The organism is Iodobacter violaceini, from assembly GCF_011601265.1.
GTDB classification, from domain to species: Bacteria; Pseudomonadota; Gammaproteobacteria; order Burkholderiales; family Chitinibacteraceae; genus Iodobacter; species Iodobacter violaceini.
This window is the reverse complement of sequence record NZ_JAAOLX010000009.1, coordinates 47,997-69,483: the sequence shown is the minus strand read 5'-3', so window position 1 is coordinate 69,483 and position 21,487 is coordinate 47,997. Positions and strand designations below refer to the sequence as shown.

The 21,487-nt window shown below is 49.0% G+C and carries 18 protein-coding genes and 1 tRNA gene; 13 read left to right on the top strand and 6 right to left on the bottom strand.

Annotation, left to right across the window (positions count from 1 at the left end; translation table 11 throughout):
* Positions 1-13: 13 nt before the first annotated feature.
* Together HA050_RS16885 and HA050_RS16880 are read right to left on the bottom strand one after the other, a co-directional pair.
* Positions 14-103, bottom strand: a tRNA-Ser gene (locus tag HA050_RS16885).
* 104 nt (positions 104-207) lie between these two features.
* The gene (locus HA050_RS16880) at positions 208-1,725 is read right to left on the bottom strand and encodes a cyclic-di-GMP receptor FimW-related protein (RefSeq protein ID WP_166828725.1); all 1,518 of its coding nucleotides are present in this window, start codon (positions 1,723-1,725) and stop codon (positions 208-210) included.
* 824 nt (positions 1,726-2,549) lie between these two features.
* On the opposite strand from HA050_RS16880, the gene HA050_RS16875 reads away from it, so the two are divergent.
* The 7 genes from HA050_RS16875 to HA050_RS16845 all read left to right on the top strand — a co-directional run bounded on the left by HA050_RS16875 (position 2,550) and on the right by HA050_RS16845 (position 8,585).
* A complete protein-coding gene (locus HA050_RS16875; protein ID WP_166828722.1) occupies positions 2,550-4,154 on the top strand; it encodes an ABC-F family ATPase in 1,605 nt (534 codons plus the stop codon).
* A 126-nt stretch (positions 4,155-4,280) separates the two neighbouring features.
* Positions 4,281-5,279 (top strand): YheT family hydrolase, encoded by a 999-nt coding sequence (locus tag HA050_RS16870; RefSeq protein WP_166828719.1) that lies wholly within the window; start codon positions 4,281-4,283, stop codon positions 5,277-5,279.
* Positions 5,280-5,289: 10 nt separating this feature from the next.
* Positions 5,290-6,642 (top strand): phosphomannomutase/phosphoglucomutase, encoded by a 1,353-nt coding sequence (locus HA050_RS16865; RefSeq protein ID WP_166828716.1) that lies wholly within the window; start codon positions 5,290-5,292, stop codon positions 6,640-6,642.
* A gap of 71 nt (positions 6,643-6,713) precedes the next feature.
* Positions 6,714-7,547: a carboxylating nicotinate-nucleotide diphosphorylase gene (nadC, locus tag HA050_RS16860; RefSeq protein WP_166828713.1), complete on the top strand. Its 834-nt coding sequence runs from the start codon at positions 6,714-6,716 to the stop codon at positions 7,545-7,547.
* Between the two features lie 71 nt (positions 7,548-7,618).
* Positions 7,619-7,918 carry an ElaB/YgaM/YqjD family protein gene (locus HA050_RS16855; RefSeq protein WP_099398611.1) on the top strand — a complete coding sequence of 100 codons (300 nt, stop codon included), beginning with the start codon at positions 7,619-7,621 and terminating at the stop codon, positions 7,916-7,918.
* A gap of 2 nt (positions 7,919-7,920) precedes the next feature.
* Positions 7,921-8,313 (top strand): phage holin family protein, encoded by a 393-nt coding sequence (locus HA050_RS16850; protein WP_166828709.1) that lies wholly within the window; start codon positions 7,921-7,923, stop codon positions 8,311-8,313.
* Positions 8,310-8,585, top strand: coding sequence for a hypothetical protein (locus HA050_RS16845; protein ID WP_166828706.1), 276 nt, complete (start codon positions 8,310-8,312; stop codon positions 8,583-8,585). The genes HA050_RS16850 and HA050_RS16845 overlap by 4 nt, the downstream gene beginning before the upstream one ends.
* A gap of 76 nt (positions 8,586-8,661) precedes the next feature.
* Here the strand turns inward: HA050_RS16845 and HA050_RS16840 are convergent, their stop codons facing one another.
* The 3 genes from HA050_RS16840 to HA050_RS16830 form a co-directional block, all read right to left on the bottom strand.
* The gene (locus tag HA050_RS16840) at positions 8,662-10,251 is read right to left on the bottom strand and encodes a methyl-accepting chemotaxis protein (protein WP_166828704.1); all 1,590 of its coding nucleotides are present in this window, start codon (positions 10,249-10,251) and stop codon (positions 8,662-8,664) included.
* A 163-nt stretch (positions 10,252-10,414) separates the two neighbouring features.
* Positions 10,415-12,202: a glutamine--fructose-6-phosphate transaminase (isomerizing) gene (gene glmS, locus HA050_RS16835; protein WP_166828701.1), complete on the bottom strand. Its 1,788-nt coding sequence runs from the start codon at positions 12,200-12,202 to the stop codon at positions 10,415-10,417.
* 86 nt (positions 12,203-12,288) lie between these two features.
* Positions 12,289-13,143, bottom strand: a complete 855-nt coding sequence (locus HA050_RS16830; protein WP_166828698.1) for a beta-1,6-N-acetylglucosaminyltransferase — start codon at positions 13,141-13,143, stop codon at positions 12,289-12,291.
* A 372-nt stretch (positions 13,144-13,515) separates the two neighbouring features.
* Between HA050_RS16830 and HA050_RS16825 the strand changes: the two genes are divergently transcribed.
* The 5 genes from HA050_RS16825 (at position 13,516) to HA050_RS16805 (ending at position 19,435) form a co-directional block, all read left to right on the top strand.
* The gene (locus HA050_RS16825; RefSeq protein WP_166828695.1) at positions 13,516-13,746 is read left to right on the top strand and encodes an exodeoxyribonuclease VII small subunit; all 231 of its coding nucleotides are present in this window, start codon (positions 13,516-13,518) and stop codon (positions 13,744-13,746) included.
* A complete protein-coding gene (locus HA050_RS16820) occupies positions 13,747-14,640 on the top strand; it encodes a polyprenyl synthetase family protein (RefSeq protein ID WP_166828692.1) in 894 nt (297 codons plus the stop codon).
* Complete coding sequence (dxs, locus tag HA050_RS16815; protein ID WP_240929121.1) at positions 14,640-16,502, top strand: 1-deoxy-D-xylulose-5-phosphate synthase; 1,863 nt, start codon at positions 14,640-14,642, stop codon at positions 16,500-16,502. Before HA050_RS16820 ends, dxs begins: the two co-directional genes overlap by 1 nt.
* 234 nt (positions 16,503-16,736) lie before the next feature.
* Complete coding sequence (locus HA050_RS16810; RefSeq protein WP_166828689.1) at positions 16,737-18,032, top strand: HD-GYP domain-containing protein; 1,296 nt, start codon at positions 16,737-16,739, stop codon at positions 18,030-18,032.
* A 113-nt stretch (positions 18,033-18,145) separates the two neighbouring features.
* Positions 18,146-19,435, top strand: coding sequence for an HD-GYP domain-containing protein (locus HA050_RS16805; protein ID WP_166828686.1), 1,290 nt, complete (start codon positions 18,146-18,148; stop codon positions 19,433-19,435).
* On the opposite strand, the gene HA050_RS16800 is transcribed toward HA050_RS16805, so the two are convergent.
* Positions 19,432-20,874 (bottom strand): aminotransferase-like domain-containing protein, encoded by a 1,443-nt coding sequence (locus HA050_RS16800; protein WP_166828683.1) that lies wholly within the window; start codon positions 20,872-20,874, stop codon positions 19,432-19,434. The genes HA050_RS16805 and HA050_RS16800 overlap by 4 nt on opposite strands.
* 194 nt (positions 20,875-21,068) lie before the next feature.
* Between HA050_RS16800 and HA050_RS16795 the strand changes: the two genes are divergently transcribed.
* Positions 21,069-21,356, top strand: coding sequence for a hypothetical protein (locus HA050_RS16795; protein ID WP_166828680.1), 288 nt, complete (start codon positions 21,069-21,071; stop codon positions 21,354-21,356).
* The last annotated feature ends 131 nt before the right edge of the window (positions 21,357-21,487 follow it).

The window sequence follows — 21,487 nt, the reverse complement described above, 5'->3', positions numbered from 1 at the left end:
GGTTTTTGAATCCTGGCGGAAGCGGTCGGATTCGAACCCACGGAGGACTTGCATCCTCGGCAGTTTTCAAGACTGCTGCCTTAAACCACTCGGCCACACTTCCTTGGGGTCTTTGTCTTGCGACTCAGACAGGAACGCATTATAGCGGAACTTTTTAGAATGTGTAAAGAAATTTGTTAAAAAAATAAAAAATATTGGGCAGGGGGCTTAGAGCTTTTCCAGTACTGTAAATTTGGCTAGTACAAAGTTGGGCGTGTGTTCCAGTGCGGGGGAGAGGCGGATACGGTAGCTTTTTCCCTGCGCAGTAAATTTATACTCTCTGCTATCTGCAAAAATAGCCTGAGGAATAATCAGAAAACGTGCAGGGTTACTGCTTGGGCCTTCCGGTGCATAAATGCATGCCGTACTTTCTTCGGCCAGCAAGGGGGTAAGCTCAACAATAATCGGGCTTTGAGTCAGTGTTTCTACACCAACGCTGACATAGCCTTTTTGGCTGCGGTTAAAGCGCCGCACAATGCCAATTGTAAACGGATGGTTTGTTATATTGTTCAGGCCCAATAGCTCACCCACTTCAATTTGAGTTTCACTATGGTAATTTAAGCCAAATCCGCTGCTGCTTTCATCTCCCAGCTCCCATTTTTCTGCATTGATCTGATCTGCGCTGTTTGTGGCTACTTTTCCCTGCTGGGCTATAAATGGCACGATGTTGTGTAAGCCAGTAATCACCCTGATTGATTTATTATTACTTTGCCTTTCGTGCTTTCTGACAGGGGTAACCGCATCACGGGACCACAAATTACGCAGCGTATGCAATAGTTCTAAGTTGGAAGGAGAGTTCGATTCAGCCGGCAGGCCTAAGGCTGCAGGGGTTTGCCCTTTGCTGAATTGTTCAATTAATGGCGTGATTTGCGCGGTAATTGAATCTGCAGACCAGTAGCGCCAGTTTTCCCCAACCATATCCCGGCGGATTCTTTTTGGGGGCGTGCTGCCAGATATATTGATGGCAAATAAGTGATGATGAGGTTTGAGTTCTTTATCTAAAACCAGATCAGCAGCCCATTTTTTAAGCCAGATGGCGATAAGCTCAATTTGTGCGGACTGTATTTTTTCCGGAGCAGATAAAGAGAGCATCAGTGCTTGCACATAGATTTGATAAATACTGATATTGGCCTGGCTGATCTGGGGTTTATCTGTAAAACCACCTTGCTCGGCAAACAGATAAAGGCGGTTAAGGTTGCGCCAAATATGGTGGTCAATTTCTAAATGGCGCATATAAGCATACTGTGCCTGGATCGCATAAAGATCCATTGCCCTGAGTGTGAAATATTCAATTTTTTGTGATGAGATAAATTTCTTCTGGCTGCCTTGCTTAATGCAGCTTAAATATCCCGTTGCCATTTCATACCAGAAATTTAAAATGGCAGGCAGCACCTGGTGAGATGTGGTGCCTTCTTCAATAACGCGCCCATGATAAATATCTAAAAGGTGGCTTTGCAGTGGCTGGGCTTTTTCTTCAAGATAGGGAATCGTCTTGAAGCGTTCGTTCATGCTGATTTTAGGATTGCTATTGAGTTGTTTTAACGCTTTTACAATTTCTATTTGTGCTTGCAAAATATCGCTTTCAGGCAGCTCTTCCATAAAAATAGTGGCTGACTTTAAATCAAAAACGCCCTCTTGCGGGGCAGACTGAAAGAGTGAATTTACAAGGCCTTTGATATCAAACATTGCTTGTCCTACCTTGCTGCACAAAAGTGGTTAAAAGATATTTAATTAGTTTTTTTTGAATGAAGACTCAGTAAGTGGCGATATTAATATGCTGAATAACTTATATTCTTAATATAATTGAAAGCTAATTGTGTTAATTATTCAGGCTAAATGCCGCGCTATTTTACATAAATAGAAAGAAATATGCTTTTGTCATTATTCTCTGCTTTACAACAGCAGATGCTGCCTGTGATAAGTACCACATGAGTATAGGTAAATTGAAAGGAAGTCGCTTTAGTATAGCGTCGCAGCTCTGGCTGATTAAAGCTTTGCTTACGGAATTAATGCCGCTGCAGCCATTGTTTTCACCCTTTCTGTACTGCATCTGATCGGTTGGTATGCATGGCATGGCGATCAAGTGGCCGTGCTGTGATAAAATCCCCGCCTTTATGCTGGCGCAACAGGCTGCATAGCTTTGCGGTGGCGCATACCCGTTTATAACTCTTAATGATGCTTGTGCGCTGTAAAGAGGAAAATCAGTACATTGTGTATGGCTGCTGTATCTTGCCAGGCAAAATAGCAAAAGATATTTTTCTTTAAAATACAATGATGTATCTGTATGGAAACAGGGTAGACAGCACTTGGCATGCTTGGCTGATTTATATAAGTAAGCAAGGGGCCGCTTTGTGTTTGTTTTAGAAAACAGCACTGTGTCTGAGCCATAGTCAACAAAGCAAAATGAGTGCTTTAAATATTGCAGATTAAGAATCTGTGCGAAAGCGGCAAGCCATCATTTTTTTAAATAATACAACGGTGTTTGTGTGCAGCAATAGGGTAAACGAATCATGATCAGTACTTTTAATATTACAATGCAATTTGGTGCAAAGCCTTTATTTGAAAAGGTTTCAGTAAAATTTGGTGATGGCAATCGCTATGGTTTGATTGGTGCAAATGGCTGCGGTAAATCTACATTTATGAAGATTTTGGGTGGCGATTTAGAGCCAACTGCCGGGAATGTAAGCTTAGAGCCAGGTGTGCGCTTAGGTAAGCTGAAGCAGGACCAGTTTGCTTTTGAAGACTGCCGCGTAATTGATGTGGTCATGCAGGGCCATACAGAGCTGTGGGCGGTACTGGCTGAGCGCGATGCGATTTATGCTAATTTAGAAGCAACAGAAGATGATTATATGCGTGCTGCTGAGCTGGAAGGCAAAGTGGCCGAATACGATGGTTACACCGCTGAAGCGCGCGCTGGCGCATTGCTGTTGGGGGCGGGTATTCCGATTGAGCAGCATTTTGGCCCGATGAGTGATGTGGCTCCGGGCTGGAAGCTTCGCGTATTGCTGGCGCAGGCGTTGTTTTCTAATCCGGAAGTGTTGCTGCTCGATGAGCCAACGAATAACCTGGATATCAACACGATTCGCTGGCTGGAAAACTCGCTCAATGAGCGCGATTCCACCATGATTATTATTTCGCACGACAGGCACTTTTTGAATCAGGTATGTACTCACGTGGCGGATGTGGATTTCCGTGAAATTCGCATCTATCCGGGCACTTACGATGATTACATGATTGCTTCTACGCAAGCACGTGAGCGTTTGCTGACAGATAATCAGAAAGCCAAAGAAAAAGTGGCTGAGCTTAATTCCTTTGCTGCGCGTTTCTCTGCTAATAAATCCAAAGCTCGTCAGGCGACCAGCCGTCTGAAGCTGGCTGATAAGATTAAAGAGGGCATGGTGGATGTCAAACCATCCAGCCGTCAGAATCCATATATCCGTTTTGAAGTGGATGAAAAAGCCAAGCTGCATCGTCAGGCTGTTGAGCTTTCCCTGGTTTCCAAGTCTTTTGATCAGCCTTTGATTCAAAATCTTGATCTGATTCTGGAGGCGGGCCAGAAGATTGCCGTAATTGGTGGTAATGGTGTGGGTAAATCCACACTGATGAAGCTGCTGATGGATGTGATTCATCCCGATAGCGGCAAGATCAAATGGGCAGAAAAAGCGCAGCTGGGTTATTTTGCTCAGGATCATGAAGCTGATTTCGAAGAAGATATCACGCTGTTTGACTGGATGAAGCAGTGGAGCCAGCCAGGCACCGATGACCAAGTGATCCGCGGTATTTTAGGCCGCTTATTATTTGGTGGTGACGATGTTAAAAAATCGGTCAAAGTGCTGTCAGGCGGTGAAAAAGGCCGCATGCTGTACGGTAAACTGATTTTAGAGACACCTAATGTGCTGATTATGGATGAGCCGACTAACCATATGGATATGGAGTCGATCGAATCTTTGAATCTGGCTTTGGATTTATTCAAAGGCACTCTGTTATTTGTATCCCATGACCGGATTTTTGTAAGCTCGCTGGCTACGCAAATCTTAGAGCTGAATGGTGATGGCACATATAACTACTATGTGGGTGGTTATGAGGATTACCTTGCTAGCCGTGGTCTTGATTAAACGCAGGATCAATTGCAAAGATGTTATTTATTTGAAATCTGAAGCAAATGATGTGTAAGCATTTGTAGTAAAATAAAGGGGCGTTAATTCGCCCCTTTTTTCTGTTGTTTGTCCGGGTTTCATTCTATGTCTCGCGCTTTTCCCTTTGCTATACCGGCTTATTCGGCCCCTGTCTGGTTACCTGGCGGGCACGCGCAAACCATTTATCCTGCCACGCTGATGTGGAAAAAAGCACCTGCATATCGCAGGGAATCCTGGATTACACCTGATTTGGATTCCATTGTGGTGGATTGGGTCGATGGCCGTGCAGGTACGCCGCTGGTGGTGTTATTTCATGGGCTGGAAGGGAGTTCGCGTAGTCATTACGCCACCTCTTTGTTTGATTTTCTGTATACGCAAGGCTGGCGGGGTGTTGTGCCGCATTTTCGTTCCTGTGGCAATGTGATCAACCGTTTACCCAGGGCTTACCATGCGGGGGATTCTGGGGAAATAGATTGGGTGCTCTGCCGTATTCGTGCCCAGCATCCTGATGTGCCTATCTTTGCTGTAGGTGTTTCTCTGGGGGGGAATGCACTACTTAAATGGCTGGGAGAGCAGGGCGATGCAGCGGCGGCAGTTATTAATGCGGCTGCAGCGGTGTGCGCGCCCATGGATTTAACGGCCACAGGCAATGCATTGGATCAGGGATTTAATCGCAGGGTCTATACGCGTGAATTTTTGCGCAGCTTACGTAAGAAAACCTTTGCTAAACTGAAACTCGTCGATAACCCCTTTCTGGATCAGCACAGCCTGCGTCTTGCCACAACGCTGCGGGAGTTTGATCATTTGGTCACGGCTCCGGTGCATGGCTTTAAGAGTGTAGAGCACTACTGGCAAAGCGCGAGCTGTAAGCCTTATTTATCTAAAATCAGCTTGCCCAGCCTGGTCATTAATACGAAAAACGATCCCTTTGTCCCGGCAGAATCTTTACCCGCGCAAGGCGATGTGTCCGGGCACGTTACTTTGGTTCAACCTCTGGAAGGTGGCCATGTGGGCTTTGCATCGGGCGCTATGCCGGGTAAATTGCAATGGCTGCCTCAAACCCTGCATCGTTTTTTTCAGAGCCACTTGCCGTTACCCCGTTAAGGAATAACACGTGCCAGTCATTTCTCCCCGGCTTTTTAAAGCCTATGATATTCGTGCGCAAACTTCATTGCTTACCCCTGAAGCTGCCTATTTTATTGGTCTTGGTATCGGTGCTGAAGCACATCAGCGTGGTGTAAAGCAAATTGCGCTGGCAAGAGACGGACGTTTTTCCAGCCCCGCATTAGCTCAGGCATTGATTGATGCGCTGCTGGCAAGCGGGATAAATGTGCTGGATTTAGGCTTGGCCGCCACGCCCTTGCTGTATTTTGCTGCGCGCCAGTATGCTGCAGGATCGGGGGTGATGATTACAGGTAGCCATAATCCTGCTGACTATAATGGTATTAAGATTACGCTGGCAGGCGAAACCATCGACGGTGAAGCTTTGCAGGCTTTACGGCAACGAATTGAAGCCGATGATTTTGTCCGGGGGCAGGGTGAGCATACAACGCTGCAAATTGCCGACGCGTATTATGCGGCTGTACTGGCAGCATGTCCCATAGCTAAACGCTTTAAAATTGTGGTGGATTGCGGTAATGGTGTTCCGGGCGCTTTTGCGCCGGATTTATACCGCGCTCTGGGCTGTGAGGTGGTTGAGCTTTATTGCAAGGTGGACGGCGCTTTTCCAAACCATCATCCTGATCCTCAGGTGGAAGCCAATCTGACCGATTTAAAGCAGGTGGTGCAGGAGCAGCAGGCGGATATTGGTCTCGCATTTGATGGTGATGGCGATCGTCTGGGCGTGGTTACCCGTCACGGTGAAAGTATTCCCGGCGATCGCTTACTGATGTTGTTTGCTGCGGCGCTGCTGGAAAAGCAGCCGGGGCATATTTTATATGATGTGAAATCAAGCGGCTTAATTGGTGAGTGGGTGAGCAGCAAAGGCGGCACATGCGCTGCGATTCCAACCGGGCATGGTCATATGAAGCGGCATATGTACGCTTCAAAGGCTTTGCTGGCCGGGGAGTTATCCGGGCATTTTGCCTTTAAAGACTGGCCTGATGATGATGCGCTCTTTGCAGGTGCGCGGTTTTTAAGCATGATTGCCGGCGGTGATTTAGATCAGATGCTCGCGGCTTTGCCTCAGTCGGTTTCTACCCCCGAGTTACAAGTGGCTTTAGAGCAGGATGGCCATAGCCTTGTGGCTGATATTGCTAAAAATGTAGTTTTTCCGCGTGCCTTACGTATTTTTACAATCGACGGATTACGTATTGAATATGCGGATGGTTTTGGTTTGATCAGGGCGTCCAATACAACGCCCGTGCTTACACTCAGAATGGAGGCGCAAACGGCGCAGGGCTTGGCGAGAATTCAGCAAGAGCTGGCGGCCGCCATTGCCCCTTTAGTGCTTCCCTGTTGTGAGTAATTTCTAAGGCCTTGATCCTGAACAGGGCAGCAAGGCCACTTATCCCCAAAAGATTGAATGATGGAAAAACAATGATTCCTGCTTCGCACCTTATTGCCGCCCAAGTCTCTGCTGCTTTGCAGGAGGATCTGGGAATTTGTGACTGGACTGCTATGCTGATTGCGGACGATGTTCAGGGCACAGCCACGGTCATAGCCCGGCAAAGCGCGGTGATTTGCGGCCAGGCCTGGTTTGATGAAGTATTTCGTCAGGTGGATGCCGGGGTAAAAGTAGAATGGCTGATCAAAGAAGCGGAGCAAATTGCTGCAGATCAGCCGCTTTGCCGTATTGAGGGCGCAGCGCGCAGTTTATTAACGGCAGAGCGCAGTGCTTTGAATTTTCTGCAAACGCTCTCTGCTGTAGCCACTGAAACGCGGCGTTATGTGGATTTGATTGCACACACTAAGGCAAAAATCCATGACACGCGCAAAACGCTGCCGGGTTTGCGGCTTGCACAGAAGTATGCTGTCACCGCAGGCGGAGGGGAGAATCAGCGCATTGGCCTTTACGATGGCATACTGATTAAAGAAAACCATATTATGGCTGCTGGTAGTATTGCCGCAGCCTTACATGCAGCCGAAAAACTTGCACCTGTTGGTGTTAGTATTCAGATAGAAGTAGAAACCCTGCATGAGCTGGAGCAGGCGTTACATGCCGGGGCTAAATTAGTCTTGCTCGATAATATGAACCTGACTGATTTACGCGCAGCGGTCGCTCTTGCTGGCGATCGTGCAGTGCTTGAAGCCTCGGGCGGGGTTGATGAAACCACGGTCAGGGAGATTGCCGAAACAGGCGTACAGCGTATTTCTGTTGGCAAGCTCACTAAGGATATTCAGGCGGTAGATCTCTCTATGCGTTTTGTGTAAGTAAGGAACTTTTGCGCTATCTCTTAGCTTGTGTCAGTTTTTTTCTCATGTAGTTCTAAGGAGTTTTTCTTATGAATACCAACAGTGAAACATTACTCGATCAATCACAAGATATCTTACAAGAAGCAGAGCAATTGCTGGCTGAAGCTTCTCAGGCAGGGGGCAAAGATGCCGAGGCGCTGTATGCCCGTGCTGTGGAACGTTTGCGTGCTGCAAAAACCCGCCTGTATGAAGTTGAGCAAGTTGCTGTTGCTAAGGCAAAACAGGCTGCAAAAGTAACGGATGAATATGTGCACGATCATCCGTGGCAGGCCATTGGTGTGGCTGCGGCGGTTGGTGCACTGGTAGGTATGTTGATTTCGCGTCGTTGATCGTGAAATCTTCGCCTCCATTTTTAGCGGGCGTGCGGCGGATTCTGGCGCAGGCTGCAGGTTTACTTGGCACGCATCTTGAGCTGTTTGGCCTGGAGCTGCAGGATGCTTTGCAGCGGCTGGTGTTTGATTTTATTCTGGGTGCTGTCGCTGTTGTGCTGGGAGGCCTGTGCCTTGCGCTTGCAGCTGTTTTACTGCTGATTATTTTCTGGGACAGTCACCGCATTGCGGTCGCGGTGGGGCTGATGCTGGTTTACGGCGGCGGGGCGGTTGCTTTTGCCTGCTATTTAAGACACCGCCTGAAGCATGCTCCGGATTTATTCCCCGCAACCTGCGCCGAGCTGGTCCGTGATCGCAAGGCTTTGCTTCATATTGCCGCTGAGGAAGAGGCATGAAATTAGCGCGCTTCTACCGCAAGCAGTTTTTGCAGCTTAAAGCTGAGCAGCAGCGCCAGGCGCTCAGACAAGAGCTTAAGTCTTTTGCTCAGCCTGTGAATTTATTGCAAGAAGGCCTGGCAATGAGCCAGCCAACAGGGGGCGTACTGGGCTGGTTAAAGCTGGCCAGATTGGCTCTGCGCTCTGAAGGTATTAAGAAGCATCTTGCACTTGCTCTGGCGGCGCTGCAGATTGCGCGTTTTGTGATAAAAAAGCGCAGGCAGCCAGAATGATAAAGTGTCGATGAAAGCAAAAAGCCGGACGATGATCCGGCTTTTTTTAAGGCAAAATGCAATTCACAAGCTGGGTTTAAGCTGCAGCGATCAGGCGGTGAAATTTAAAGAAGGCCAGCTGGCTGTCCAAATGGTTTGCCGCAAGCGTGAGCTCATTCATTTCACTAAGCATTTGTTCACTGCGCTGGCTGCTGGCTTGGGCATTGCCGCCAATATCATGCAATCTTTCATTGATCGCTTCACTGGAAGCGCTTTGCGCTTCAACAGAGGCCGTAATCGTCATCATCATCTTATTCACGGTGCTGGCGGCCTGGTTTAATTCTTCCAATACCTGGCTGATGGTATGGCTGTCCTGCTGGCATTCACCTACACGGCTGGCCGCCGATTGCATCGCCTCCAGTGTTTCTTGCGTACACGTTTGCGTGTCATTCAGTATCCGGCGGATATCCTTAGTGGATTCGGCCGTAAGTTGCGATAGTTTACGTACTTCATCAGCAACCACAGCAAAGCCCCGGCCATGCTCACCGGCGCGCGCTGCCTCGATGGCGGCATTCAGCGCCAGCAGATTGGTTTGTCCGGCAATATCTTCAATCATGCTGGCTACATTCACGATTTGCTGGATGGCATTAGTCAGCGCCTGCATCGTGGTTTCTATCTGATTAAAATCGCCCGAGAGGGCTACCAGCCTGAGTTTTGAACCCTGTCCTGCTGAATGGGCCGCCTGCACATTACTCAGTGATTGCTGGCTGATGCTGGCGGTGCGGACGGCTTGCTCGCTGATATGGCTGATCGAGTTTTGCAATTGCACACTGCTGGAGCCGATTTCTAACAAATGATGACTTTGTAAAGTCGCACCGTCATGGTTAGCCTTAGCAAGATGGGTGACATGTGTTGCTTCTTCACGTGATAGCTGTGAGGCTTGTCTGGCCTGCTGGAGCGTGTTTTCCAGCTGGCTGATAAAGCGATTCATACCACGGCCTAATTCACCTAATTCGTCCGGCGTTTCTGCAATACGCGAAGTTAAATCTCCCGCCTCAAGTTTCGCCGTTTCAGCCGCCATATCGTGCAAGCGGCTTTTGAGCTTGCGCGCAAAATGCAGCTGGCTGAGCACAATTAATAATGCACTGAGCAACAGTGGTAAAAGCACGGTCAGCAGAAGCTGATCGATACGCAAATTAATTGCTTTATTGGCGAGCTGAGACTGGGCCTGTAAGCCTTTTTCAAGCTGGTTCAGAACGCTGAGTGTGGGCTCTAAATCATTCTTATAGATTTGCTCTGGAATGCTGAGTGCATCCTGAGGGCTGTCACTGGCGATGGTGATGGCACTCTGAAATTGGGTCAGATAGTTTTTCCAGTGCCCGCTGAGCGCGGCTTCCAGCTGTTGCTGCTCTGTATTTGCCAGATGAGGTTTGATGATGGGAACCGCGCTTTGTACCGTCTGCCCGGCCGCCTCAAGTTGCTGTTTGGCATTTTCAGCCAGAGGATCCAGTCTGGAAATCAACAGCATGGTGCTGCGGGTATGATTTAAGGCGGCGACGGCCGTCTGGCTATGGTGATGAAATTGAAAATCACGCGTCAGTGCATTGCTTTCCCATGTCATCCAGCTTGCGAGGGAAACGAGGGCGGCTACGGTAAATCCACTCACCCATTTTAATTGCGTGGCCATTTTCATCGGATTTCATTAACTCAATATGGAAGAAACCGGCGAAGACTATGACTATTGTGTTGCATTTGCATGACAAAAAACGAGAGTTTTAAACTGCTGGTCTAATTGATTGTTGCTCGCTTTCTACAGCCTGTCGTTAGTATTTTTTAGCGCGCATTAATGCTTATGTTTTAGTTACGGACTTACTTAGAAATCTTGGTGTATCTACATCATTTTTTTGCAGGATGGCCGTATTATATGCAAGTGTTTGTAAGGCTATGCCATACAAAATGGGGTTCAGATCATGCAAATTATTGGTCATGCAAATCACATGATAGTGCTCGGCAGACGACAGCCCGGCATCAGACAAAATAAATAACTCCCCATCTCTGGCCCTGATTTCTTGCAAGTTAGCGAGTAGTTTTTCGGTTAAGCGATTCCATGGCAGGCATGCAATAACGGGCAAGTCTTTGTTTACTAAAGTCAGTGGCCCGTGGACTAACTCACCCGCAGGAAATCCAAAGGCGTGGATATAGGCCACTTCCTGCATTTTTAAGGCGGCTTCCTGGGCCAGAGGGTAATAAAGATGGCGGCCAACAAAAAAGAGTTGTTTACTGCTAAAGATTTTCTGCGCCCATTCTTGTAATTGCCCGGTAATTGCTGAAAGCTCGGTAGCGGCTCGTGGCAGGCGGCGTAAATCATCAATGGCGGCCGCTTCTGCAGCGGCAGAAAGATGATCGCGTAATTTGGCAAAGCAGAGCGCCAGCCGGTACAGAGTAAGCAGTTGGGTACTGAATGTTTTGGTTGAGGTGATCCCGATTTCTGGCCCTGCCGCTAAAAACAGCTGAAACCGGGCCAATTGCATCAGGCTGCTGGGGGATGCATTTGATATGGCGAGGGTGTGCTCATGCGCCAGGCTTTGTGCATATTTCAGCGCAGCAATGGTATCGGCGGTCTCGCCGGATTGAGAAACAGCAATGATTAGCGTGTTGTGGTGTTGCACTGCATCCCGGTAGCGGTATTCGCTGGCTAATTCTACTGTGCAGGGTAATCCGGCCAGCGATTCAAACCAATAACGGGCTGTTAAAGCTGCGTGGTAGCTGCTGCCGCTGGCCAGCAGCGTAATCCCTTCGATATCGCACAAAATACGCGCGGCATCGTTATCGAGTAATTGGGCTAAGTTTGCGTCGCAACCGGTGTCATCCAGAATGTCAGCAAAAATGCCTGCCTGTTCGCTGATTTCTTTTTGCATATAGTGATGAAAACCATGCAGCTTGATTTGGGTCTGCTGAAAGTTTTCGGTGGCTCTGATGCAAGGCTCCCCCAGCGGGTTGAGGAGGGTAAATTCATTACTGCTTAATTTGGCGGTGTCCCCTGGCCCCAGCCGGATCATTTCTGGCGCAATGCCTTGTAAAGCCTGAGGCTGGTCTGAAAAAGCAATGCAGCGCACCCCTTTGGCAATAAAAAGGGGAATGTGGCGCGAGGTGCAGATGATCTCGCCAGTATGTTCTGCAGACATCACGCTGATGGCGTAAACGCCAATGATTTCACTGGCCGCTAAATGGACGGCTTTTAATAAATCGTGCTGGCTGCGGTAATGCCAGTGAATTAAGTCAGCCGCCAGCTGTGCTGTATTGGCTGGCTCACTGATATAACCCAGAATGGATAATTTATCCTGCAAGGCTTCACTGTTTTCAATGAGACCACGGCAACACACGGTAATTGAGTCACGGCTGCTGGCAATGCTGCAGTGATGGGGTTGATCCCAATCGAAGCGGATCAGTACACGATGAGCACTTTGTCCGTGCAGATGCAGGTGTAAGGTAAGGGTTGGGCAGGATAAAATTTGTGCTGATGCCTGATCGCTGATTAATGTTGCGCTGCAATGCCCTTGTTCAATCAGAGGGTGAAGCTGCTGGCTGATATTTTGCAGTACATTCTCTTGCGAAATCATTCCAAGCAAAGCGCCCATTTTCTTGCTCCGGTATTGTGTTTCTCCTTTTAATTATCTGATATAAAATTTTTTTTACTTAAGCAATTGAGCAGGCAGCCGTGCTTTTATTGATTTGGGCATAAATAGGGCTTAAGCAGCCCGCTGACTTCTCCGTCCGCAGCAAATTTTCTGGCAAATAATGAGCTGCTGGCCAGCAGGCGGGGCAGATCGTCCGGGGTAAATGTGCGGGGCGACCATGCGCCACTTTCCCATTCCAGATCGTGTTGTGAATCATTGATAAGCTCTGCTGCCACAGGCGTATGCATCAGAATGGTTTGCACAAACATTTCGTCCGGCACCAGCGTTTGGCGAAAATAGGCGATTACATCCGGATGATCCTGGCAAAATTTGATCAGGGCGAGGCAGGCCCGTCTGGACAGGCACCACCATTGAGATCCGGAATAAACCGTATGTAGTGAAGCGGGCAGCTTGCGCTGAAGCAGTCCGAATCGCAGGAGCGGGCGTTGTATTTTTTGCAATAACTTGCCAGCGAGGCTGCCTTTCAGTGATTCAGGGTGATAGCTCTGGTAGCGGTAGCGGATATCAAAGTCAGGGTCTGGCTGGCGGCGAAATTCAATAAACCCGGTGTGGTTTTTCAGCTGGCGGACGATCTCAGCATGCGGTTTAAGCGGGTAATCCTGGGCAGATAACAAAACCATATAGTCACAATCATCTTTGATGGCGGCCTCAATCAGCGCAAGCGTTGCTGCTACCAGTGAAAAACCTCCCCAGCGGCAAGCCTGCCTTGCGATAAATTGTGCCTCTTCAGGGGCTGCGGCTTGCATAGCGGAAAAATCACTGGCTGCGGTATTGGCATCAACATGAATATAAAGCCGGGTATTTTCAGCAAAAAGCTGCTGACAAAGCCGGCCCAATTGAGCGGGATGAGCGTGGCTCAGGATTAAATAGCCAATACGCATTCGGATTTCCATTTTATAAATAGTTTTAATTTTAACCTGAATCATTTTTAAATAAACGATCTTATGCACAAAGGCTAATATTCGGGCGTAATACTCTGAATGTCCTGAAGTGCTGTGAGTGGCGCAGCACAAGCCTTACGGCACATCCGGCCTGTTGGTTTTTTTGCGGGCTGGCAGAGGGATCCGGGGATAATTAAGCACAGAAAAATTAAATTAAAGACAGCATGCAGAGCCAGGTAATTAAACCTCTGTTATTAATACGGGTGAAATCGTGCAGAACCCCCTGCTATTGCCTGGGTAAATCTCTGATCAATATTGACTGCATAGCCTCAGAGGGCTAAAGTTTGCGGTTTTATTCGGGATATTTAGCGCATGCCGAAAGCAACTAAAAGCCCCGTTAGCTTTGAGGCAGGACTTCAGGAGTTAGAAGGCCTGATTGCTGAAATGGAAGCGGGTAATTTACCGCTGGAAACAGCCCTCACTACTTATAAACGTGGCACCGAACTGTTGCAATTTTGCGAAAACCGCTTAGCCGATGCAGAGCAACGGATTCGTGTGCTTGAAGGTGCGGAGCTCAAGCCTTTCTCTGCGGATAAAGAATAAATGACATCAGATTTTAAAAGCTGGATGCAAGACGTCCAGTCCCGTATGGAGCAGACGCTCGCGGCTGTTTTGCCTCTTCAGGATCATATTCCTCCTCAGTTACATACTGCCATGCGCTATTCCGTACTGGATGGTGGCAAACGTGTGCGCCCTCTGCTGGCTTTTGCCGCAGGTGCCGTAGTGGATGCATCTCCTGAGCGCTTGCAATATGCGGGCGCTGCCGTTGAGTTAATTCATGCTTATTCTCTTGTGCATGATGATATGCCGGCTATGGATAACGATGTGCTGCGCCGTGGCAAGCCGACCTGTCATATCGCATTTGGCGAAGCTTCTGCCTTACTGGTGGGCGATGCGCTGCAAACGGCCGCATTTGATGTCCTCAGCTCATATACGCTGGCCGATGCGCCGGCTGATCAGCTTAAAATGATCAGCATTCTGGCTCGTGCGTCAGGCAGCATGGGGATGTGCGGTGGCCAGGGGATTGATCTGTACAGTGTAGGCCAGGCCTTAAGCCTTCCCGAGCTGGAACAAATGCACGGTTTAAAAACGGGTGCTTTGATTCGCGCCGCGGTCTTGCTGGGCTCCTATTGCGGTACCGCTATCAGCGATGAAGAGCGTGCCCGTCTGGATGATTACGCACAATGTATTGGTCTTGCATTTCAAGTGGTTGATGATGTGCTGGATGAAGAGGCTGATTCGGCCACTCTTGGCAAAACAGCAGGAAAAGATGCGGCCAATAATAAACCCACCTACGTTTCCCTGCTTGGCTTAGCGGCGGCTAAGCAAAAGGCGGCGGAGCTTAAATCCCAGGCGCTGGCGGCGATTGAGCCCTTTGGTGAAAAAGCCCGTGGTTTGGTGTTCTTGGCCGATTTTATTGTGGAACGCGTTAACTAATGAAGAAACTCGATATGAGTTATCCCCTGCTTGATAAAGTGTCTTGCCCGCTGGAGCTTAAAAAATTGGCCAAAGCCGATTTGCCTCAGCTTGCCAATGAGTTGCGCAACTACCTGCTTGATTCTGTCAGCCAGACCGGTGGGCACTTTGCTTCTAATTTGGGCGCGCTGGAGCTGACCGTCGCGCTGCACTATGTATTTGATACCCCACACGATCGCCTGGTTTGGGATGTGGGCCATCAAAGCTACCCGCATAAAATCTTAACGGGCCGCCGCGCGCAAATGCATACCATGCGCAAACAGCATGGCCTTGCGGGTTTTCCAAAGCGTGAAGAAAGCGAGTACGACACTTTTGGCGTGGGGCATTCCAGTACGTCGATTGGCGCGGCACTGGGGTTTGCCGAAGCCGCTAAGCTCAAGGGCGAAGACCGCCACGCCATTGCTGTGATTGGCGATGGCGCAATGACGGCTGGCCAGGCTTTTGAAGCACTGAACAATGCGGGCCACCGTGATGTGAATTTACTGGTTGTGCTGAACGACAATGAAATGTCGATTTCACCCAATGTGGGCGCACTGACCAATTATCTGTCTAAATTATTATCAAGTAAGTTTTATAACGGCATCCGCAGCAAATCTGCCCGGGTGCTGGAAGCCGTGCCGCCACTGAAAGAGCTGGCAAAAAAAGGCGAAGAGCATGTAAAAAGTATGCTGACGCCCGGCACCATGTTTGAGCAGTTCGGCTTTAATTATATCGGCCCGATTGATGGCCATGATTTGGATACCCTGGTCACCACGCTGGCTAATATCAGGCAGCTTAAAGGTCCGCAGTTTTTGCATGTGGTGACGCGTAAAGGCGAAGGTTATAAAAAAGCCGTTGCTGATCCGGTGAAATACCATGCGGTGACGCCGTTTGAAAAAGAAGATGGCATGCAAGGCGCGAAGGCAGCCAAAGTCAGCTACACCAAGGTGTTTGGTGACTGGTTGTGTGATATGGCCAAAAAAGATAAACGCTTATTAGGCATTACCCCTGCCATGCGTGAAGGCTCCGGGCTGGTGCGTTTTGAACAGGAAAATCCGGATCGATATTTTGATGTGGGCATTGCCGAACAGCATGCGGTGACCTTTGCGGGTGGCCTTGCCTGTGAAGGTTTAAAACCTGTGGTCGCGATTTATTCCACCTTTTTGCAACGCGCTTATGATCAGCTGATTCATGATGTTGCCCTGCAAAACTTACCTGTTGTGTTTGCGATTGATCGTGCAGGCCAGGTCGGGGCAGATGGCCCGACCCATGCCGGATCATTTGATTTGTCCTATCTGCGCTGTATTCCCAATATGGTGGTGCTGACGCCATCGGACGAAAACGAATGTCGTCAGATGCTCTACACCGCTTTTCTGCACGATGGCCCAAGCGCAGTGCGCTACCCCCGCGGAACGGGGCCTGGTGTTGAGGTGCAAAGCGAGATGACCGCCATCCCTGTGGGCTGTGCAGAAGTGCGCCGCCGGGGCAGCAAGATCGCCATCCTGGCATTTGGCCCGGTGCTGGCCGCTGCTTTAGAGGCGGGCGAAGCTTTAAATGCAACTGTAGTCAATATGCGCTTTGTTAAGCCGCTTGATATCAGCCTGATTGCTGAATTAGCTGCCAGCCATGATTATCTGGTGACGGTTGAAGAAGGCGCCATTATGGGCGGAGCAGGCTCTGCCGTGATTGAAAGTCTGATGGCTCAGGAGCTGTGCAAGCCTGTCTTGCAGCTGGGCTTTCCTGATCGCTATATCGAGCATGCTGATCAGAATGTGCAGCTGGCAGAATGCGGGCTGGATGCGGCAGGTATTGAGGCGGGTATCCGGCAGCGCTGGACGCTTTAAGCGGCTGCACTGAAATAAAAAAACGAGGCGATGCCTCGTTTTTTTATTGGCGGTCAATATCAGTGATGCAAGCTTAGCTGCAAATTGATTCTTGTTTTCAGATATATTTTTTACTGATATGCCGGATGATTTTTGCAATAAATGCTGAAATTGTTGTTTTACTGGCTGGCGTTGCTTAATTTATGATTTAAATATCCTAAGCTAATAAGGTCTCATTAGCGAATTCTGAAAACAATGCAAAATTCTTTAGCTCATGTGTCAGAGCTGCCAGAAGAAACACCTCACTATTTACGTGCCGTGACTCAGATGGGCGATTCCAGAGAAGTGATTGCCAATCAGGATATCTTGACCTTGGCAGGCATTCCTTTGCTGGCCAAAGGTTCTCGGATTAACAGCGATCAGTTTGATCTGCTTTCCCGGCATAAATTATCTATTTCTATTGATCAGAGCCTGTTGGTCCAGAATGCTGTGAATGCGGATCAGCTGTCTGCGGATGCGGCAAAAATTCTGGCAGAAGATATCTTTTTGGCCCGAATGGTGGCCAGAGCTGGTGGCGTATTGATGGTCAGGCAGGCATTAGCGCAGCTGGCTTTACCTTCACCGGTTCAATTCAGGCTGACGGTCATGAAAGAGCAGCGGCCTAATCTGTTTGAGCATGTGATACGTGTGAGTATTTGGTGTCATGCTCTGGCTCAGCAAACTAAATTGCCTGAGATTTACCGTGATCAATTACTGCTTGCTGCCATTTGCCATGATATGGGCGAGATGCATACTGATCCGGAGCTGCTCACTTCGGGCCATAGCGTCACCCTGATTGAGCGCTGTTATTTGCATGTGCATCCCATTACCAGCTATCTGGTGGTGTCTAAAGTCGATGATTTTTCCGGAATGGCCGCACAGGCCATTTTGCATCACCATGAAAGGCTGGATGGCAGTGGTTATCCCTATGGTTTGCAAAAAGAAAGAATCCACCCGCTTTCACAATATATCGCCGTGGCAGATACGGCGGACGCCATTTTGCGGCGCTTTGATTTGCTGCGTTTACAAATCTCATTTGCGCTGAATAAATCACGTTTTGATGCCCGGCTGATTAAAGCGCTCAGAGAATTGGTGCACGATCTGCCTTTTGATTCGCAACTGGCCTGTAAGAGTGGTGAAGCCAGCCTGCAACTGCATCATATTGCCGATTTATTAGAAGGGTGGCTGGCATTGCACGCAATGTTGTGTGTGCAAATGAAAGCAGGCGCGGCTCAAAACTCCCCCATCGGGTTTTTATTTGAGCGCATGGATGGGGTGCATTCTCTGGTCTTGCAAATGGGGTTTAACCCGGACGATATTCATGGCATGCAAACAGTGGCGCAAGAGGACCCTAATTTACAGCAGCAGTTGCAAACGATGCTCAATGAAATGGAATGGATACTGAACGAGATGGCCAATGAAATAGAGCGGCGCTCGCCATTATCTGATGGCATACCGCCCAATATGTTTGAAGAATTAGTGCAGCAATTGCGTGAAATACGCGCTCCCTAATGCTATTTTATTTATAAGTACTGATAGTTTTTTCTTATTTAATTATATTTATTAAGGCCTGATGAATATGGTTATATTTATTTTCTTAAGCTTTCCGGCTTTAAGGCGCAATGATGTTGCCTGATCCGCTTGCTCAAATCTCTGAGCTTCCCGAAGAAAACCCTCACTATATTCGCGCAGCAACCAAAATGGGCGATAAGCGTGAGGTGATCGCCGATCAGGATATCTTTGCGGAAAACGGCATGAAGTTGCTGGCAAAGGGGGCGAAGATCAGCAGCCATCAGTTTGATTTGCTGACCAGGCATAAATTATCTACTCCGCTTGATCAGGCGCTGGCAACCGACAAGCCGGTTGATGGCCAGCAGCTGGCTTTTGAAGCGGGGAAAATCATCGAAAAAGATGCGCTGATTGCAAAAATAGTGAGCAGATCGGGTGATGTGCTGGCGATTAAGCATCAGCTTGCTCTGCTTGTTTTACCTCTGCCGATTCGATTTCGGCTGACCGTGATGCATGATCAGCGCCCCAGTTTGTTTGCACATGCACTTAGGAATTGCATCGTTTCATACTCGCTGGCTCAGCAGCTTAAATTATCAGACTCCGATAAAACGGCATTAACGCTGGCCGCTTTATGCCATGATTTGGGTGAGATGCATACTGACCCGGAGCTGCTGACCTCCGGGCATGTTATTACGCCACAAGAGCGCCGTTATATTCATGTGCATCCGATTACCAGCTATATGGTAGTGCACTCTTTTCCAGCGTTTTCTACTGCTGCCTGCCATGCCATTTTGCAGCATCATGAGCGGCTGGATGGCAGTGGCTATCCCTATGGTTTGCGTAAGGAGGCGATCAGCCGTTTAGCGCAGATTATTGCTATTGCTGATGTAAGCGATGCGGTATTGCACCGTTTTGATTTAAAAAGACTGGATGCTCTGTTTACCTTGCTGCGTTCCCGTTTTGACCCTCCTGCGGTAAAGGCCTTAAGAGACTTATTAGGCTCGATGAGCAGTGAAGAGCATCAGGCTGTGGTGGTCAGGGATACCTCTGTGCAATTAGCGCATATTGCGGATTTTCTTCAATCATGGCTGGCATTACATGCCACGCTGGAAGGCCAAATCAATGAAGGGGCAAGCCACGATTCACCGCTTGGTTTTTTATTTGAGCGAATGGAGAGTATTCGTGCGCTGATTGTTCAGGCGGGCTTAAATCCAGACGATGTACAGGCGGTGCAGGCCTATGGGCTGGAAGACCCGGAGATGCTGGCTGAATTACAAGCCATGCTGAGTGAAATGGAATGGATGCTCTTTGATCTTGCCAATGAAATAGAGCGCCGTTCACCCGCTCTGGATGGCATATCGCAAGAAGCATTAAAGGACTTGGTCTTTCATTTGCGGGAAATTTAAGCAGGATAAGGGGTGTTCAGGCGGCTCATTTCATGAATGAGGTTGCCTAAGCTTTGTAAAGCACGATCAATGTCCGGGCTGAACGGCCAGCCGCAGTTGATGCGAATAAAGTGCTCAAAGCGATTTGAATTAGAAAACATCAGCCCGGGCGCAATTAAAATGCCTTTCTTAAGAGCCGCATCAAAAACGTGTTTTGATGACAGCTGATCGGGTAATTCTACCCATAAAGCCAGTCCGCCATGGGGCACATTCAGCCGCGTGCCGGCAGGAAAATAGCGGGCAATGGCTTCAGCAGTGCGTTCGCGCTGGGTTTTAAGCGTGCTGCGCAGCTTGCGCAAATGCCGCTCGTACGCGCTGGAGCCCATAAATTCGGCTGCAGCGATTTGCGACCATGCCTCGTTATCGCGCGTTTGTGCGTACTTCAGCATTTCAATCCGCGCCTGCCAGCGCCCGCCGCTCATCCAGCCCAAGCGCATGCCTGGCGCTAAAATCTTATGCAGCGATGCGCAATAAATAATGTTGCCGGTTTGATCCCGCGCTTTTAAGGCGCGCAGCGGAATATCTTCGTTGATCAGCTCGCTATAAGTATCGTCTTCGATTAATGGAATCGCCTGCGCTTCGCAGAGCGCCACCAGCCGGTCTTTATGTGCCTCGGGCATGATGCTGCCCAGCGGGTTTTGTAAATGCGGCACCACCACCACGGCTTTGATATTGTTGTAAGTTTGGCAGGCCAGCTCCAGTGCCTCAATGGATATACCCGTTTGCGGGCTGGTGGGGATTTCAATTGCACGCAGGCCCAGGCTTTCTAAAATTTGCAGCAGGCCGTAAAAGGTCGGCGATTCAACCGCAATGGTGTCGCCTGGCTGAGTAACGGCCCGCAGCGCCAGATTCAGCGCCTCGATACAGCCGTGGGTAATCAATACATCATCGGGTGACATCAGCACACCCATCCGCATTGCGCGCTTTGCCAGCACAGCCCGAAATGCCGGATGGCCTTTATTTGGGACGGCGCTGACAAATAAACCAGGATTTTGCTTAATGGCCCGAATCGCTGCATTTTTAAGTGCTTCGCCGGGGTAAAGGTCAGGCGAGCAGCGGGCTACAGAGAAATTATGCTGTATCGCCTGCTGCCTGCCACGGGCGATAAAATCAGAAACACGGGCATGAATCCCTACATATTGAGCCTGATCGATCTCCAGCCTTGGCTCAGTCACTGGCGTGATACGCATTCTCTGGCGGACAAAATAGCCAGAGCGGGGCTTTGCCTCCAGATAGCCATCGGTTTCCAGCTGGCGGCACAATTGCAAGGCGGTAGAAAGGCTGATGCCATGCAGGCGCATGAGCTCCCGCAATGAAGGCATGCGCTCGCCTGCTTTTAGCGTGCCAGAGACAATGGCACTGAGATAATGCGCTGCCCAGCGCTGATAAAGGTAATCCATAAACGGCTCCGCCTGTTGTGGGGGAATCATGCGGTAACAGCGTGCTTTTACATAGATATAGATCGCAATAAACCACACCATAACAGATTAAAAAAAACACCTCTGCTGCGTAGCAGATGACCGTTTCTTGTCGCTGTTTTTACACCTTGCTGCTCATTAAGATGGTTTGCATCAAAAAGCGGTGGAGCAAAGTGATGGAAAAGCGGCAAGTATTACGAAAAGGGCAGGTGTTGCGTGGCTATTTAAGGGCAGGCACGCAGATTATGGTGCTGCAGGGCAAGCTGCATCTTCAATATTCGCCGCATTATATGGGGGAGTGTTTACTGACCCAGACCCGGGTATTGCTTGAAGGCGAATTTGAATTAATTGATGAAGCAGGCTGGGTGAGCCTGGCAGGCGATGGGGCAGAAATACACCTCATTGATACATCGCCTGTGCGCCGCTGGGCTTGGAAAATCCAGGGATTACTGGCTGGATTTTAAGCTTGAACTTGCTTGCTGCTTTATATATGATGGTTGCGTAAGTCATCTCTTGATTTACCGTAAGCGTTTACGTCAATCAACGCGCTAAAGCCGCCGGATATTTCCGGTGCTTGTTTTTTGCTGCTGACCAT